Below are 15,720 nucleotides of genomic sequence, written 5' to 3'. Positions count from 1 at the left end.
CCCAAGCAGACGATACACGGTCGCCCCGCCTGCGTCATGCGATCAGCAGGCTTGACCAGCGATCGCCGGATGATGCCGTGACGGGCGGACATGACAAGGGCGCCGAAGCGGACTCCGGCGCCCTTTCAAGTACTTATATCGCACAGGAATACATCTTGAAGATGCATTCCATATCGGGTGACGGTCAAGCGGCGGCCGCCATGCTCCTGTATTTATTCACCGGGGCATCACTCCGCCGCCGTCGGCAGCTTGCGATCCACCGGCATCGGCGCGGTCCTGGCCGCCAGCTTGCCCAGTGCCTCGAACATCGGCGAGAAATTCGGCCGTTTGACATAGCGGCCACGGCCGGTGCGCACGTCCAGCGTGCCGTTCTTCCACACCACCTCGCCGGCGGACACCGTCACCGCCGCCGATCCTTCCACGGTCATGCCCTCGAAGATGTTGAAGTCGATCTTCTGATGGTGGGTCTTGGCCGAGATCGTCCGGCTGGCCTTGGGATCCCAGACCACCAGATCGGCATCGGCGCCCGGCGTAATGGCGCCCTTGCGCGGATAGATGTTGAAGATCTTCGCGGCATTGGCCGATGTCGCGGCGACGAATTCATTGGGCGTCATCCGGCCGGCATTGACGCCGTGATGCCACAGCACCGCCATGCGGTCCTCCACACCGGCCGTGCCGTTCGGGATCTTGGTGAAATCGCCCAGCCCCATGCGCTTCTGATCGGCACAGAAGCAGCAATGATCGGTGGCGGTGGTCTGCAGATTGCCCGACTGCAACCCCTTCCACAGCGCCGCCTGATGTTCCTTCGACCGGAAGGGCGGGCTCATCACATAGGCCGCCGCCGTGTCCCAGTCGGGATGGCGATAGACGCTGTCATCGACCACCAGATGCCCGGCCAGCACCTCGCCGAACACCCGCTGGCCCTCCAGCCGCGCGCGGGTGATCGCCTCCAGGCTCTCCTTGCACGAGACATGGACGATATAGATCGGCACGCCCAGCACCTGAGCGATGCGGATCGCGCGGTTCGCGGCTTCGCCCTCCACCTCAGGCGGGCGCGACAGCGGATGGCCCTCGGGGCCGGTGAAGCCGCGCTCCTTGATCTTCTGTTGCAGGGTCCAGACCAGTTCGCCGTTCTCGGCATGAACGGTCGGCATCGCCCCAAGCTCAAGCGCGCGCTCGAAACTGCGCACCAGCACCTCGTCGGGTGCCATGATCGCGCCCTTATAGGCCATGAAATGCTTGAAGCTGTTGACGCCCTCGTCACGCACCAGCCGGCCCATATCGGCATGCACGCTGTCGTCCCACCAGGTGACGGCGACATGGAAGCCGTAATCGGCCACCGACTTCTCCGCCCAGCCGCGCCAGGTGCGGAAGGCATCCATCAGCGGCTGCTGCGGATCGGGGATCACGAAATCGATGATCGAGGTGGTGCCGCCGGCAAGCGCCGCGGCGGTGCCGCTCTCGAAATCCTCGCTCGTGACCGTGCCCATGAACGGCAACTGCATATGGGTGTGAGGGTCGATGCCGCCCGGCATCACCAGCGCGCCGCCGGCATCGACCACTTCGGCGCCCGCGGGCACGTCAAGCGCCTCGCCGACCGCGGCGATCCGGCCGTCGGCACAATAGACGTCGGCACGCATCGTCTGGTCGGCGGTGACGACCGTGCCTCCCTTGATCAGCAGCGACATTGGTTCTGCTCCCTTGGTGACGGTTCAGATGGGCCGGATGGCGGGGCGCTCAGGCGGAGGCCCTGCCCCGCATCAGGCCGAGATAGACAATGGCGGAAACGGCCAGCCCCACAAACCAGGCATAGCCATAGATCTGGATCCAGACATCCCCCACCGGGCCGATGATGCCGGCGGTGGACAGGAAACCCGGCAGGTTGGGCAGGATGCCGACGATCAGCGCGATCACCGCCGCCGGATTCCAGCCGCCGCGATAGCTATAGGGGCCATCGGACCTGAACAGCGCGTCCACATCCAGCCGGGTGCGGCGGATGAAGAAATAGTCCGCGATCAGCAGCCCGGCGATCGGCCCCAGCAGCGCCGAATAGCCGATCAACCAGACGAACAGATAACCACCGGCCGATTCCAGCAGCTTCCAGGGGAACATGGCAATGCCGATGCCGGCGGTGATGTACCCCCCCATCCTGAACGAAATCCGCGACGGCGCCAGATTGGAAAAGCCGTTGGCCGGCGCCACCATGTTGGCGGCGATGTTGGTGGTGAGCGTGGCGATCAGCAGCGCACCCAGCGCCAGCACCACGCCCAGCCCGCCCATGCGGCCGGCCAGCGCCACCGGATCCCAGATCGCCTCGCCATAGATGACCACGGTGGCCGAGGTGACCGCGACGCCGATGAAGGCGAACAGCGCCATCGGCAGCGGCAGGCCCACCGCCTGGCCCAGAAACTGGTCGCGCTGGCTGCGGGCGAAGCGGGTGAAATCGGGAATGTTCAGCGCCATCGTCGCCCAGAAACCGACCATTGCAGTCAGGCCCGGCCAGAAGGCCGACCAGAACTGGCCCTCTTTCGCGCCGCCAGGACCAAAGGCGGATGGCTGCGACAGCATCACACCGAAACCGCCGGCATTGACATAGGCCCAGCCCAGCAGCACCAGCCCCATCCCCAGCAGCACCGGCGCCGCCGCCTTTTCCAGCCAGCGGATCGATTCCGTGCCCTTGGCCACGAAATACAGATGCAGCGCCCAGAACGCCAGGAAGCTGAGCAACTGCGCCAGATCGATACCCAGCAGCGGCAGGGGCCTGCCTGCCACCGCATCGCCGGTGATGGCGTTCAGGATAACATAGATCGCCGATCCGCCGACCCAGGTGTTGATGCCGAACCAGCCGCAGGCGACCAGCCCGCGCATCAGCGCCGGTAATCTGGCGCCGCGCGTGCCGAAGGATGCCCGCAGCAGCACCGGAAACGGAATCCCATGCTTGGCGCCGGCATGGCCGATCAGCAGCATCGGCACCAGCACCACCACATTGCCGGCCAGCACGGTCAGCACCGCCTGCCACCAGTTCATGCCTTCCGATACCAGCCCGGCGGCGATCATATAGGTGGGCACGCAGACCACCATCCCCACCCACAGGGCGGCGATCGATGGCCAGTCCCAGCTCCGCTGATCGGCTGTGGTCGGCGCCAGATCGGCATTCCACAGTGACGGATCATGCGCCGCCGCGCGGCCATGCGCGGATGTGGCGCCGGACGGAGCGGCCCCGCGCGCGGCGGCCCCGTATTGAACATGGTCTGACATGGCGTTCAACGATCCTTCCGGTCGTGTCCATGAAGGGTGCGGCCCCGCCGGCATGGCCCCGCCCCGCCATCGCGCGCGGACGCGGGGGCTGGATGGCAGCGCGGGTCACCCGGCCGGGACAATCAGGAAAAGGTGCCGGCAGACCTATTCGGCAGCGTCGGCATTGGCCATCGGGTTGTTGGGATGCTGGGTCCAGTTCTGGTATTCGGTGCCGGCATCCACCCGTTCCATGGTGATGCAGCTCGGCACCGGGCAGGCCAGCATGCACAGATTGCAGCCGACGCATTCGGCATCGACCACCTCGAAATGGCGCCGGCCGTCTTTCAGGGCGGTGATCGCCTGATGCGAGGTGTCTTCACAGGCGATATGGCACAGCCCGCATTTGATGCACTGGTCCTGATCGATCCGGGCCTTGATGTCGTATTTCATGTTCAGGAACTGCCAGTCGGTGACATTCGGCACCGCCCGGCCGCGGACGTCGTCGAGGGTCTTGTAGCCCTTGCTGTCCATCCAGTTGTTCAGGCCGTCGATCATGTCCTGAACGATCCGGAAGCCGTAATGCATCGCGGCGGTGCAGACCTGAACGCTGCCGCAGCCAAGGGCGATGAACTCGGCGCTGTCCTTCCAGCTCTGGATACCGCCGATGCCGGAAATCGGCAGGCCCTGGGTCGCCGGATCACGCGCGATCTCGGCCACCATGTTGAGCGCGATCGGCTTCACCGCCGGGCCGCAATAGCCGCCATGGGTGCCCTTGCCATCAACAGTCGGTTCGGGCGCCATCAGGTCCAGATCGACCGAGACGATCGAGTTGATGGTGTTGATCAGCGACACCGCATCGGCGCCGCCATTCTTCGCCGCCCGCGCCGACTGGCGGACATCGGTGATGTTGGGGGTGAGCTTGACGATGGTCGGCAGGCGCGAATGCTTCTTCACCCAGCGCGTGACCATCTCGACATATTCCGGCACCTGACCGACCGCCGCACCCATGCCGCGCTCCGACATGCCGTGCGGGCAGCCGAAATTCAGCTCCACGCCATCGCAGCCGGTTTCTTCCACCATCGGCAGGATATAGGCCCAGTCGGCCTCGTTGCACGGCACCATCAGCGAGACGATGACCGCGCGATCCGGCCAGTTGCGCTTCACCCGCGCGATCTCTTCCAGATTGACCGCGAGCGGCCGATCGGTGATCAGCTCGATATTGTTCAGGCCGGCGATGCGCTGGCCGTTATACGACACCGCGCCATAGCGCGACGACACGTTCACCACCGGCGGGTCGATGCCGAGCGTCTTCCAGACCACCCCGCCCCAGCCCGCCTCGAAGGCGCGCACGACGTTGTATTCCTTGTCGGTCGGCGGGGCCGAGGCCAGCCAGAACGGGTTGGGGGAGCGGATACCGGCGAAGCTGCAGGACAGATCGGCCATGACGACGATCCTTTCAAATGGGTCGGAAAATCAGGCCGCTCAGGCCGCGACGCCTTCCAGCGCCGCCAGGGTCCGGGTAATCGACAGCGCCGCGCGCTTGCCGTGCTCAACCGCCTGCACCGTCAGGTCGATGCCGCCTTCAACGCAGTCGCCACCCGCCCAGACACCGGCCAGCGAAGTGGCCATGCCGCCATCGACGACGATGCGGCCGCCGGCCATCTCCAGCACCGCGGCACCACCAAAGCCATCGGGCACCAGCACCTGACCGATCGCCAGCAGCACCTGATCGGCGGCGATCACCCGGCGGTCGCCGGTATCCTGCGGCCGGCCATCGGCATCGGGGGCGGTATAGGCGAATTCAACCCCGGTCACCCGGCCGTCGGCGCCATGCACCGCCACCGGCCGCAGCCATGTGCGCAGCACCACGCCATTGGTCCGGGCGAAATCCTGCTCGTCGGGCGTGGCGCTCATCTCGGCCGTGCCGCGCCGATAGACCATGGTCACGTCCTCGGCACCGAGCTTCTTCGACTGCACCGCCGCGTCGACCGCGGTGTTGCCGCCGCCGATCACCACCACCTGCCGGCCGACCGTCACCCCTGCCCGGTCGTCGGCCTGCCGCAGCCGGGCGATGAAATCCACCGCCGGCTCCACCCCGTCCAGCCCCTCGCCGGGCGCGCCCAACGCGCGCACCGCCCCAAGCCCCATCCCCAGGAACACCGCGTCATAGCCGCCACGGAGTTCATCAAGGGTGATATCGCGGCCCAGCATCTGGCCGGTCTTCACCGTGATGCCGCCGATCGACAGGATCCATGCCACCTCGCGCGCCGCGAAATCATCGACCGTCTTATAGGCGGCGATGCCGTATTCGTTCAGGCCGCCCAGCTTGTCGCGGGCCTCAAAGATCGTCACCTCATGGCCCAGCATCGCCAGCCGGTGGGCGCAAGCTAAGCCCGCCGGGCCGCCGCCGACCACCGCCACATGCCGCCCGGTCGGGGCGCCGCGCTGGAAGAGCGGCACGGGCGGCGTCGTGTCCGATCCATACACCCAGTCGGTGGCATGGCGCTGCAACAGCCCGATCTCCACCGGCTTCTCGTCCTGGTCATGACGAACGCAGGCCTGTTCGCACAGGATCTCGGTCGGGCAGACCCGCGCGCACATGCCGCCCATGATATTGGCCGACAGGATGTCGGTTGCCGCCCCCTTCATGTTGTCGGTGGCGATCTTGCGGATGAAGCTGGGAATATCGATGCCGGTCGGGCATGCGGTCACGCAGGGCGCGTCCCAGCAGAAATGGCAGCGGCTCGCCTCCACCAGTGCCGCGCGCTTGTCGAGCGGCGGATGGGCGTCGAGGAAGTTCTGTCGGATCGTGTCGGCCGGCAGACGGCCGGCGCGGATGTCACCCGTCTCGTCCATGATGAAGCTCGTCCTTTGTCGGTCGTTTGTTGTCGGCCGCGGCTCTCTCAACGAAGGGTTGATCCGGACCATAGAGCCCGGCCCCCTCGCGGGTCCGTCGATCCGTCCGCCATGGCGGGGGCGATGCCCCGCCATGGCCGGTCGTACGGTCAGGCGGCGTCGGCCTTCGAGCCGGCACCCACCGTGGCGCCCCCCGCATTGGCCCGTTCCAGCATCGCGCCCAGCAGCACCTCGCAGCCGGCCGACACCCATTCCGGCTTGGCGTCCTCGACCTCGTTGTGGCTGATGCCGTCGATGCAGGGGATGAAGATCATGCCGGTGGGCGCCACCTTGGCCAGATAGCAGGCGTCATGGCCGGCGCCCGAGACGATGTCGCGGTTGCTGAACCCGGCGGCGGCGGTGGCGGCGCGCACCGCGCCCACGCAATCCTCGTCGAACGGCACCGGGGCGTAATAGAAGATCTGCTCCACCTCGGCGGTCAGCTTGCCCTCGGCCAGGATCTCGTTCAGGGCGGCGTGGAATTCATCCGCCATCTTCGCCAGCACCGCGTCATCGGGATGGCGAAGATCGACCGTGAAGAACACCCGGCCGGGAATGACGTTGCGGCTGTTGGGATAGACCTGCATCAGCCCGACGGTGGCGCAGGCGACCGGCGCATTGTCCAGGCCGATCCGGTTCACCGCCTGCACCATCCGCGCCGCACCCAGCAGAGCATCGCGGCGGATCGGCATCGGCGTCGGCCCGGCATGGGCCTCCTGGCCGGTCAGCGTCACCTCGAACCAGCGCTGGCCCTGAGCGTGGGTGACGATGCCGATGGTCTTGTCCTCGGCCTCAAGGATCGGGCCCTGTTCGATATGGGCCTCGAAATAGGCGCCCACCGGCTTGCCCATCGGCTGGTCGCCGGCATAGCCGATGCGCGCCAGTTCCTGGCCCATGGTGCGGCCATCCTGGTCGGCGCGCGACAACCCGTAATCCAGGTCGAACACCCCCGCGAACACACCCGACGCCACCATCGCCGGCGCGAAGCGCGAGCCTTCCTCATTGGTCCAGACCGCCACCTCGACCGGGGCCTCGGTCTCGTAATTCAGGTCGTTCAGGGTGCGCAGCACCTCAAGCCCGGCCAGCACGCCATAGACGCCGTCGAACCGGCCGCCGGTCGGCTGGCTGTCCAGATGGCTGCCGGTCATCACCGGCGGCAGCGACGGGTTGCGGCCCTCGCGGCGGGCGAAGATGTTGCCCATCTTGTCGACGGTGATCGTGCAGCCGGCATCCTTCGCCCATTGCACGAACAGGTCGCGGCCCTGGCGGTCCAGATCGGTCAGCGCCAGGCGGCAGACGCCGCCCTTGTCGGTGGCACCGATCTTGGCCATTTCCATCAGGCTGTCCCAGAGCCGGTCGCCATTGATCCGGATATTCGACATGGTGTGATCGTCCCCTGATCTGGTCTGGATATCGGGCCGGGTGCAGCCCGCCACATGGCCGGCCGCTGGCCCATTGCCGGGCAAGTCTACCCCATCGCCGGGAAATTGAACTGGGCACCGGACCGGATACCGGTGGGCCAGCGCTGGGTGACGGTCTTCAGGCGGGTGTAGAATTTCACCCCCTCGGGTCCATAGATGTGATGGGCGCCGAACAGCGATTTCTTCCAGCCGCCAAAGCTGTGATAGGCCACCGGCACCGGGATCGGCACGTTCACCCCCACCATGCCGATCCGCACCCGGGCGATGAAATCGCGCGCGGCATCGCCATCGCGGGTGAACAGCGCCGTGCCGTTGCCGTATTCATGGGCGTTGATCATCGCCACCGCGTCTTCATACGATCCGCTGCGCACCACCGACAGCACCGGGCCGAAGATCTCCTCGCGATAGATCGCCATATCGGTCGTCACTCGGTCGAACAGGGTGCCGCCGACGAAATAGCCGCCCTCATAGCCTTGCAGGCGGAAATCGCGGCCATCGACCACCAGCCGCGCGCCCTCGGCCACGCCCTGATCGATATAGCCGCGCACCTTGCGGGCGTGGATCTCGGAAATCAGCGGCCCCATCTCGGCATCGGGGTCGGTGGCGGGGCCAACCTTCATCGCCTCCACCCGTGGCGCCAGCTTCTCGATCAGCCGGTCGGCGGTGCCCTCGCCCACCGGCACCGCCACCGAAATCGCCATGCAGCGTTCGCCGGCCGACCCGAAGCCGGCCCCCATCAGCGCATCCACCGCCTGGTCCAGATCAGCATCGGGCAGGATCACCATATGGTTCTTGGCGCCGCCCAGCGCCTGCACCCGCTTGCCGTTGGCGGTGCCGGTCGCATAGACATACTGCGCGATCGGGGTGGAGCCCACGAAGCTCACCGCCTCGACCCGCGGATCGCTCAACAGCGCGTCCACCGCCTCTTTGTCGCCCTGCACCACGTTCAGCACCCCCGCCGGCAGGCCGGCCTCATGGGCCAGTTCCGCCACCAGCAGTGCCGCACTCGGGTCTTTCTCCGACGGCTTCAGCACGAAGGTGTTGCCGGCGGCGATCGCCAGCGGAAACATCCACAGCGGCACCATGGCCGGGAAGTTGAACGGCGTGATACCGGCCACCACCCCCAGCGGCTCGCGCATGTCGAAGCTGTCGATCATCGGGCCGACATTGCGGCTGTATTCACCCTTCAGCAATTGCGGAATGCCGCAGGCAAATTCCACCACCTCCATGCCGCGCGCCACCTCGCCCAGCGCATCGGCATGGGTCTTGCCGTGCTCGGCGCTGATCGCGCGGGCGATGTCGTCGGCGCGCGCCTCCAGCAGTTCCTTGAACCGGAACATCACCCGCGCGCGCCGCGCCGGCGGGGTCGCGGCCCAGGCCGGAAACGCCTCGGCCGCCACATCGATCGCGCGGGTCACCTCGGCCACGGTCGCAAGCCCAAGATCGGCCACCTGTTCGCCGGTCGCGGGGTTGAACACGGGCGCGCGGCGCGGACCTTCAGGGGCCACGCGGGCGCCGCCGATCAGATGCTCGATGGTCCGGGACATGGGATCTCTCTTCATATGGCGGATGCGGGGGAAGGCCGGATCTGACGGCGTGGCCGGGGCGCCGGAACAACCTTCCGGCCACACCTCAGCCTTCGCCACAATCACGGGCGATCATACGGACGGGATCAAACGGCATGGCCGCACGCAACATGCCAGCCACGGAGCGCGGAGCACACGCGAGCCGGATTTGCGCGGGCGCGTCTATGCGGGGTCGGGGTCTCGTGTCATTCCAAATGGCCTCCCGGCGGTCGATCGAAGGCGTCGGACAACGGGTCCGGCGTTCGCCTCGGCGCGGTTTGCCTGCTCTCACTGTCATGGGCGGCGCCGGTTCCTTGTTGGCCGGCGCTCGTCCTCACCGGGCCGCTTGACGCGGCCTCTCGGATCTTGTTTCTGATCTGGTTCTGAAACGATGTTGCGCCGGGGGCACAGCAACCGTTCCAGCGGCGACCTGACCTTGTCGATCTTCATCGCCTGAAGAACAGGTTAGACGTATCCTGACCAAGCGGTCAAGATGTCCTGAACAGGTTTCGACCGCGATATCCACATACGCTGATCAACCGCACGCCCACACGCCAACCCGGCGCCCCCTGAATCGAGGATCGCCCCCAGATGACCACGGCCACCCCGCCCGGCATCGACACCCCCGCGCGCCCCCTGCCCCGCAAGGCGCAGATCCGCGAGGAGAACACCGTGGCGATCCTGGCCGCCGCCGAGGAGGTGTTCGCCGAGATGGGCTATCGCGGTGCCAGCACCGCCGCCATCGCCGAACGCGCCGGCGTGCCCAAGGCCAACCTCCACTATTATTTCCGCACCAAGAACCAGCTCTACGCCCGCGTGCTGGAAAGCATCATCGCCGAATGGTTCGAAGCCGCCGACCGCTTCGGCGTCAGCGACGACCCGGTCGAGGCCATCGGCCACTACGTCCGCGCCAAGATGGAGCTGTCGCGCACCCGCCCCGCCGCCTCGAAGGTCTTCGCCAACGAGGTCATCCACGGCGCCCCCCAGTTGATGGGCTATCTGCGCACCACCCTGCGCCAATGGGCCGCCACCCGCGCCGCCGATATCGACCGCTGGGCAGCCCAGGGCCGCATCGACCCCGTCGACCCATACCACCTGCTGTTCATGATCTGGGCCATCACCCAGCACTACGCCGATTTCTCCTGCCAGATCCAGGCCGTGCTCGACCGCGACCGCCTGCCCCGCGCCGAATTCGACCGCGCCGCCGACCAGATCACCCGCATCATCGTGAAGGGCATCGGCGCACTGGATCGCCGCCCGGAACCCGACACGACGGCCTGAGGGCGGCGGGCGCGCGCCGGAAGATCGGTAAGGAAGAGGCACGGGGGCCGCAGGCCCCCGTGGGCCCCCTGGAACTGGAGCGAGAAACCAGCCCCGCCTGATCACGCCGGGCCCTTGCCGAGCCGACGCCATGACCCATAAACTGGCTTAAACGTCAGCCATCACGTGCAGGGGGTAACATGGCGTCGATCACGGTCAGAAACCTCTCCGATGAAACCGAACATGCGCTGCGCGTCCGCGCCGCCATGAATGGACGCAGCGCGGAAGCCGAACTGCGGGCCATCCTGGAAGACGCGGTTCGACCCGAACACCAGATCACCGAGGGTCGAATCCGCCTCGGCTCCCTGCTTGCGGCGATCGGCCGGGAAGCGGGCGGCGTGACGCTCGATATCGATCGTGATCGCACGCCCGCAGAACCGATCGACCTCGGATAATCCGGCCGGGCACCACTGTGATCTCCGAGCCGCTCCGCCCCGCCGGAGCGCCAGCCGGACGGCGGTGCCGGGACGGAGGGACGGAGCGGAAGAGCGCCGGAAGGCAAGGAAGAGGCACGGGGGCCGAAGGCCCCCGTGGGCCCCCGGTTTATCGGAATGGCCGCATGCAAGTGTACAACCGGGCATAGTCCTGCGCGTGATACACCAAAATGGTTCTTCAGAACGGGGTGATGAACCATATTGGTGCTATGAAATCCGCCATCAAAATGGCTGGATCATTTGGTCAGAATCAGTCCGTCAATCCGATCACGACACACCCCGGACGATCGCGTGGACCACCGCAACATGACCAGCCCAAGCCCTGCCAATACGCCTGATGGCGCAATACATCAGACAGGCCCCTGCCCCGTTGCCACCCTGGCGGCGGATTGGGCCATTCTCGACGATCAGGTTCTTGAGCATTGGTCGGCTCCAGAGGGCGAGCCCGGCATCTGTATCGCCCTCGACACATGGCGCAACGCGATAGCCGCCCAGGCACTGACCCTGACAGCGACCTCCACCGCCGGCGCCGCGTTTCAATCCTATCTGGTCGGCCTCAACATCGCGATCGCCGACAGCCCCGACCTGACGCCCGATGACCGCAACCGCTATCTCAAAGCCGCCGCCGCCGGAGCGCGCAACCTGACGCGCTATCTGACATTGGCGCGGCGGGAACAGACTGCGGGCTGATCCTGGCTGGAAAATGCAACCGTATGTAAGGGGTTGAAGTGCCAGACGGGACGAAAAACCCCGGCGCGGTTAAAGCCGGCTGTCTACTGGCTCTGGCGCTCCATCGTCAGGGCATGCATTGCGTCCGCTTGGGGAGCGACCGTGCGGCCGGTGCGTCGGCACCGGCGCAGGAGGCTTTAAGCCACGCTTCCCCATGTGGAGCGACGCGAGACATCGCCGACCTCGGCGACCAGCGCTGCGTTTCAATTCACGCTCCCGCACGGGGAGCGACCTGTCAATGCGTGGCTCAAACGTTCCCGCATGGGTTTCAATTCACGCTCCCGCACGGGGAGCGACTGTTTAATCAGCCTTTTTTCGGTAATTTGGCAACAAGTTTCAATTCACGCTCCCGCACGGGGAGCGACTAGCCAAGTCCGGCACCGCCGGCCCAGCCACCCGGTTTCAATTCACGCTCCCGCACGGGGAGCGACGAGCTGCTGCCTCAGGGCCGGCGCGAGGGCCATGTTTCAATTCACGCTCCCGCACGGGGAGCGACTATTGCCGGCCGATGGCGACCGGCCGAAGTTCACGGTTTCAATTCACGCTCCCGCACGGGGAGCGACCATCACCACCAGCCCGTCGACATCGGTCGCGGCGTTTCAATTCACGCTCCCGCACGGGGAGCGACATCCGGTCTACCACGAGGGCTCACCGGCATTCATTGTTTCAATTCACGCTCCCGCACGGGGAGCTCTGCGGCGGCGCATCGCAGAGTTGCGGGACGAGGTTTCAATTCACGCTCCCGCACGGGGAGCTATGGGCAGGGTGATGGCGCCCCGTGCGACATCCCGTTTCAATTCACGCTCCCGCACGGGGAGCTCACCCCCCCTGTAATAGCTTGATTCTGCTAACGGAAAAAGCCGATTTCCGCGAACCCCCTGCGAGAGTCAGACCATAGCATGTGTGTCATGACATCAAAATTTTCAAGTGACTGACATCAAAGGGAAATCCGCTCCGCGAACCTCCCGGGGTTTTTGTGTGTGCTTGGGGTTCGCGCAAAGCCGGGCCGCAGGGGCGCAAAGCCGGGGCGTGGGGGCGTTGTGGTGTGGGGTCAGATGATCAGCGGCGCGTCGAAATCGGTGGCGGGTTTCGCGCCGACATGTTCCACCTTGGGGCGCCAGTTGGCGCCAAGGCGATAGAAGCGCAGGCTGTCGTGGTCGGGGTCGATTTCTGAGAGCAGGCGGGCGCGGAGCATGGCCCATTGGGCCGGGTCGACATCGCATTCGAACACCGAATACTGCACCCGCTGGCCGAAATCCTGGCAGGCGCGGGCCACGCGGCGCAGGCGGCGGCGGCCGGCGGGCGTGTCGGTGCGGACGTCATAGCTGACCAGAACCATCATGTCGATGCGCCTTGGTGGATGATGCGGCACCGCGCGAGCATGGTCATTTCGGCAGCCAGGGCGGATAGGCGTCGAGGTCGCCGCGCAGGGTGCGCGCCAGCAGCAGCGCCTGAAGATGCGGCATCAGGCCGAAGGCCGCCGGCTCGTTCAGGAACGGGTGGGTCAGGGTCTCGCGCTTGCGTTCCGTCCAGGCGACCAGCACGCGTTTGCGGGCATCGTCCTTCAATGTGAAACCGCCGGCGGCGTCGCGGGTGAAATCGCCGGCGCCGATCTCCCGCCGGTTGATCAGGGTCAGGGCCAGACGGTCGGCAAGGCCGGGGCGGAATTCCTCCATCAGGTCCAGCGCCAGCCCTGGCCGCCCCGGCCGGTCGCGGTGCAGGAAGCCCACCGCCGGGTCGAGCCCCACGGTTTCCAGCGCCGACCGGCAATCATGGGTCAGCAGCACATACAGAAACGACAGCAGCGCGTTCACCGGGTCGCGCGGCGGCCGCCGGCTGCGGCCATCAAAGCGCATGCCCGGATCGTCCACGCGCAGCAGATGGCCGAACACCGCGAAATACTGCGCCGCCGCCTCGCCCTCGATGCCGCGCAGCCGGTCGAGCGCGCCCACACCTTGCGCATCAGCTTCTGGCGCCGCCATGATCCGCTGCACGCGGGCGAGTGCGGTGCCGATCAGGGTTTCGGCGCCGGCAAGGGCCGCGCCGGCATCAGCGGTCATGGCCGCGCCATGATCGCGCAAGGCCCGACGCAGTACCGCGCGCTGGCCGTCGAGCTTGGCCAGCAGCGCGCCGCCGGCATAGATCGCCGCCTGCGCCGGCTGGTCCGCCACGCGATACTGGGCCCGGCGCAACAGCACATTGCCGCTGACCGGCCCTTCCACCCGCGCCTGAAACCGGCCATTGCGGTCGAGCATCGATACGGTGATGCCGGCCTCGGCGCAAGCGGCCAGCACCGGCGCCGTGAAACCGACCAGCCCGATGCCGACCACAGCGCCCAGAAGATGCATCGGCACCCGGCCGATCTCCGCCTGATCCAGCCGCACCACCAGATTGGCGCCGTCCTTCACCACCCAGGCATCCTGGGTGGTGACATAAAGCGTGTTCAGATAGCGCTTCACAGGGCCCCCTCCCCATCGGCGACCGGTCCGCCATCGCCTGCCAGACGGGCGGCGATCCAGTCCGCGACCCGGCCGGGGCGCGCCGCCGCCAGCGCCTTCGGCCGGCAGGTTTCAACCAGCGAGCAGGCATCGCAGCGCTTGCGGTCGTAGACCGCCGGCGGGGTGGTGCCGGCGGCGAGGCAGGCCGACGCCTCGGCCGCCACGCGCCGCGTCAACCGGCGCAGCTCGTCGTCGAACGCCACCGCCTGCCGCCGGCGGGTGCGGCCATAAAACAGCGCGCCCTCGGCAATGGTGATGCCATACATCTCTTCCAGCGCCAGGGCCTGCGCGCATAGCTGCACCTCATCGGCGCGGTGGGCTTTCGGGCGGCCCAGCTTGTGTTCAACCGGCAGGGCCGCGACCACTCGGCGCGCCCGCCCGCGCCCGTCGCTCATGGTCAGTTCAACCACATCGGCCACGCCATGCACGGGCGGATCGTGGCAGACCAGCGGCAGCGCCGTCACCCGCCGCAGGCTGCCACGGCTGGCGGCCTCGCCCCGGTCCACGGCCTGATGCGCGATCCGCCCCTCGGCGGTCAGCGCATTTTCCGCCCAGATCCGCTCGACATGGATCAGCGCGAACTGGCGCGGGCAGAACAGCCAGTGCTGAAGCCCCGAGATCGGCAGGGAGGCAGCCTCGGCGGTCTCGTCCATCATGGCCCCCTCCCGCATGCGCCCGTCCCGTGGCGCCGCCCCTGTGCCGCCGATCCTGTGAAGGCGTCAGGTGATCATCCGTTCAACGCTGATCCCGGCCGGCAGATCGGCGGTATCGACATGAACCGCGTAGTCCTCGAAGACGCGTGCCGGCGGCAGCGCGTCGCCCTCGGGCAGGTCGGCCTGGGGCGCGCGTTCAACGGTCACCCGCTTGAACAGCTTGTGCGCCGGGGCATTGCCAAGCGCGCTGTCATGCTTGAACACCACCAGTTCCCGCGCCGTCATCTCGCCCCGCGCGGCCGACCGGTCGTGGTCGAACATGGTCTGAAGCGCCGCCCAGAACAGCGCCAGATCATCCTCGGAAAACCCGGTCCTGCCAGCCAGATGCGCGCTGACGAAGCCGTGGCAGCGATACAGGCCATAGGGCACGATATGCTTGCGGCCCATGGTGCGGATGTCGTTCTTGCCCGGCTCCTCCTTGGTCGCGGCCATGCGGGTGATGGAGATTTCCATGGGCAGGATCGGATGAACCGAAGTGGCGAAGGTCAACTGCACCGGGCCGCGCACCTGGCCGGTGTTGACCTCGGTGGTCATCACCGCGCCGAACGTCCTGACGTCGTAGAAATTGGCGCACATCCACGCGGTCAGCGCGCGCGCCTTCTCTTCCTCCTTGGGCAGCTTCTTCTTCTCGGGCGTGATGTCGAGCGCCTGATAGGCCCGCATATGGTTGTCGTTCAGGTATGAACGCTCGCGCATATAGATTTCATGGCCCGGCCCCTCGGCCGCGATGTCGACGAAATTGCGCACCTTGCGCTTCAGGCTGACATCGGTCACCAGACCATGGCTGGTCTCGGGGTCGATGCGCGGCAGGTTGCCGGCATCCGGGTCACCATTGGGATTGCCGTTGGTGACGTCGAACAGATAGACGAAATCATAGCGGTTGGTGATCGCGGTCATCGGATCGGGTG

Annotated in this window: 13 protein-coding genes and 1 CRISPR repeat array; of the genes, 3 read left to right on the top strand and 10 right to left on the bottom strand. The window is 66.8% G+C overall.

The window, feature by feature from the left end:
* Positions 1-227 precede the first annotated feature (227 nt).
* From hydA to IEW15_RS06485, 6 genes are all read right to left on the bottom strand, one after another.
* Complete coding sequence (gene hydA / locus IEW15_RS06510) at positions 228-1,688, bottom strand: dihydropyrimidinase (protein ID WP_188575977.1); 1,461 nt, start codon at positions 1,686-1,688, stop codon at positions 228-230.
* A 49-nt stretch (positions 1,689-1,737) separates the two neighbouring features.
* Complete coding sequence (locus IEW15_RS06505) at positions 1,738-3,258, bottom strand: NCS1 family nucleobase:cation symporter-1 (protein ID WP_188575976.1); 1,521 nt, start codon at positions 3,256-3,258, stop codon at positions 1,738-1,740.
* A gap of 144 nt (positions 3,259-3,402) precedes the next feature.
* Positions 3,403-4,680, bottom strand: coding sequence for an NAD-dependent dihydropyrimidine dehydrogenase subunit PreA (preA, locus tag IEW15_RS06500; protein WP_188575973.1), 1,278 nt, complete (start codon positions 4,678-4,680; stop codon positions 3,403-3,405).
* Positions 4,681-4,719: 39 nt separating this feature from the next.
* Positions 4,720-6,093 carry an NAD(P)-dependent oxidoreductase gene (locus IEW15_RS06495; protein ID WP_188575971.1) on the bottom strand — a complete coding sequence of 458 codons (1,374 nt, stop codon included), beginning with the start codon at positions 6,091-6,093 and terminating at the stop codon, positions 4,720-4,722.
* A 149-nt stretch (positions 6,094-6,242) separates the two neighbouring features.
* Positions 6,243-7,514, bottom strand: coding sequence for a Zn-dependent hydrolase (locus tag IEW15_RS06490; RefSeq protein ID WP_188575969.1), 1,272 nt, complete (start codon positions 7,512-7,514; stop codon positions 6,243-6,245).
* Positions 7,515-7,600: 86 nt separating this feature from the next.
* Positions 7,601-9,100: a CoA-acylating methylmalonate-semialdehyde dehydrogenase gene (locus tag IEW15_RS06485; RefSeq protein WP_188575967.1), complete on the bottom strand. Its 1,500-nt coding sequence runs from the start codon at positions 9,098-9,100 to the stop codon at positions 7,601-7,603.
* A 609-nt stretch (positions 9,101-9,709) separates the two neighbouring features.
* Between IEW15_RS06485 and IEW15_RS06480 the strand changes: the two genes are divergently transcribed.
* The 3 genes from IEW15_RS06480 (at position 9,710) to IEW15_RS06470 (ending at position 11,562) form a co-directional block, all read left to right on the top strand.
* Entirely contained in the window at positions 9,710-10,399 is a 690-nt protein-coding gene (locus IEW15_RS06480; protein ID WP_188575965.1) for a TetR/AcrR family transcriptional regulator, read from the top strand.
* 179 nt (positions 10,400-10,578) lie between these two features.
* Complete coding sequence (locus IEW15_RS06475) at positions 10,579-10,833, top strand: FitA-like ribbon-helix-helix domain-containing protein (protein ID WP_188575964.1); 255 nt, start codon at positions 10,579-10,581, stop codon at positions 10,831-10,833.
* Positions 10,834-11,178: 345 nt separating this feature from the next.
* Positions 11,179-11,562 (top strand): hypothetical protein, encoded by a 384-nt coding sequence (locus IEW15_RS06470; RefSeq protein WP_188575962.1) that lies wholly within the window; start codon positions 11,179-11,181, stop codon positions 11,560-11,562.
* Positions 11,563-11,801: 239 nt separating this feature from the next.
* Positions 11,802-12,423: a CRISPR direct-repeat array (repeat unit 32 nt; unit sequence GTTTCAATTCACGCTCCCGCACGGGGAGCGAC).
* 229 nt (positions 12,424-12,652) lie between these two features.
* Here the strand turns inward: IEW15_RS06470 and cas2 are convergent.
* The 4 genes from cas2 to cas7c form a co-directional block, all read right to left on the bottom strand.
* Complete coding sequence (gene cas2 / locus IEW15_RS06465) at positions 12,653-12,943, bottom strand: CRISPR-associated endonuclease Cas2 (RefSeq protein ID WP_188575960.1); 291 nt, start codon at positions 12,941-12,943, stop codon at positions 12,653-12,655.
* A gap of 43 nt (positions 12,944-12,986) precedes the next feature.
* Positions 12,987-14,060, bottom strand: coding sequence for a type I-C CRISPR-associated endonuclease Cas1c (gene cas1c / locus IEW15_RS06460; RefSeq protein WP_188575958.1), 1,074 nt, complete (start codon positions 14,058-14,060; stop codon positions 12,987-12,989).
* Entirely contained in the window at positions 14,057-14,755 is a 699-nt protein-coding gene (gene cas4, locus IEW15_RS06455) for a CRISPR-associated protein Cas4 (protein WP_229707865.1), read from the bottom strand. The genes cas1c and cas4 overlap by 4 nt, the downstream gene beginning before the upstream one ends.
* Positions 14,756-14,818: 63 nt before the next feature.
* Positions 14,819-15,709, bottom strand: coding sequence for a type I-C CRISPR-associated protein Cas7/Csd2 (cas7c, locus tag IEW15_RS06450; RefSeq protein ID WP_188575956.1), 891 nt, complete (start codon positions 15,707-15,709; stop codon positions 14,819-14,821).
* Between the last annotated feature and the right edge of the window lie 11 nt (positions 15,710-15,720).

This window comes from Tistrella bauzanensis (genome assembly GCF_014636235.1).
GTDB lineage: Bacteria > Pseudomonadota > Alphaproteobacteria > Tistrellales > Tistrellaceae > Tistrella > Tistrella bauzanensis.
This window is presented reverse-complemented; position numbering and strand designations above follow the sequence as displayed.

Bases quoted from the DNA above. Each gene is read 5' to 3' on its own strand.
- hydA (WP_188575977.1), bottom strand. From the start codon at position 1,688: ATGTCGCTGCTGATCAAGGGAGGCACGGTCGTCACCGCCGACCAGACG.
- IEW15_RS06490 (WP_188575969.1), bottom strand. From the start codon at position 7,514: ATGTCGAATATCCGGATCAATGGCGACCGGCTCTGGGACAGCCTGATG.
- cas4 (WP_229707865.1), bottom strand. From the start codon at position 14,755: ATGATGGACGAGACCGCCGAGGCTGCCTCCCTGCCGATCTCGGGGCTT.
- preA (WP_188575973.1), bottom strand. From the start codon at position 4,680: ATGGCCGATCTGTCCTGCAGCTTCGCCGGTATCCGCTCCCCCAACCCG.
- IEW15_RS06475 (WP_188575964.1), top strand. From the start codon at position 10,579: ATGGCGTCGATCACGGTCAGAAACCTCTCCGATGAAACCGAACATGCG.
- cas7c (WP_188575956.1), bottom strand. From the start codon at position 15,709: ATGACCGCGATCACCAACCGCTATGATTTCGTCTATCTGTTCGACGTC.
- IEW15_RS06480 (WP_188575965.1), top strand. From the start codon at position 9,710: ATGACCACGGCCACCCCGCCCGGCATCGACACCCCCGCGCGCCCCCTG.
- IEW15_RS06505 (WP_188575976.1), bottom strand. From the start codon at position 3,258: ATGTCAGACCATGTTCAATACGGGGCCGCCGCGCGCGGGGCCGCTCCG.
- cas2 (WP_188575960.1), bottom strand. From the start codon at position 12,943: ATGATGGTTCTGGTCAGCTATGACGTCCGCACCGACACGCCCGCCGGC.
- IEW15_RS06485 (WP_188575967.1), bottom strand. From the start codon at position 9,100: ATGTCCCGGACCATCGAGCATCTGATCGGCGGCGCCCGCGTGGCCCCT.
- IEW15_RS06495 (WP_188575971.1), bottom strand. From the start codon at position 6,093: ATGGACGAGACGGGTGACATCCGCGCCGGCCGTCTGCCGGCCGACACG.
- IEW15_RS06470 (WP_188575962.1), top strand. From the start codon at position 11,179: ATGACCAGCCCAAGCCCTGCCAATACGCCTGATGGCGCAATACATCAG.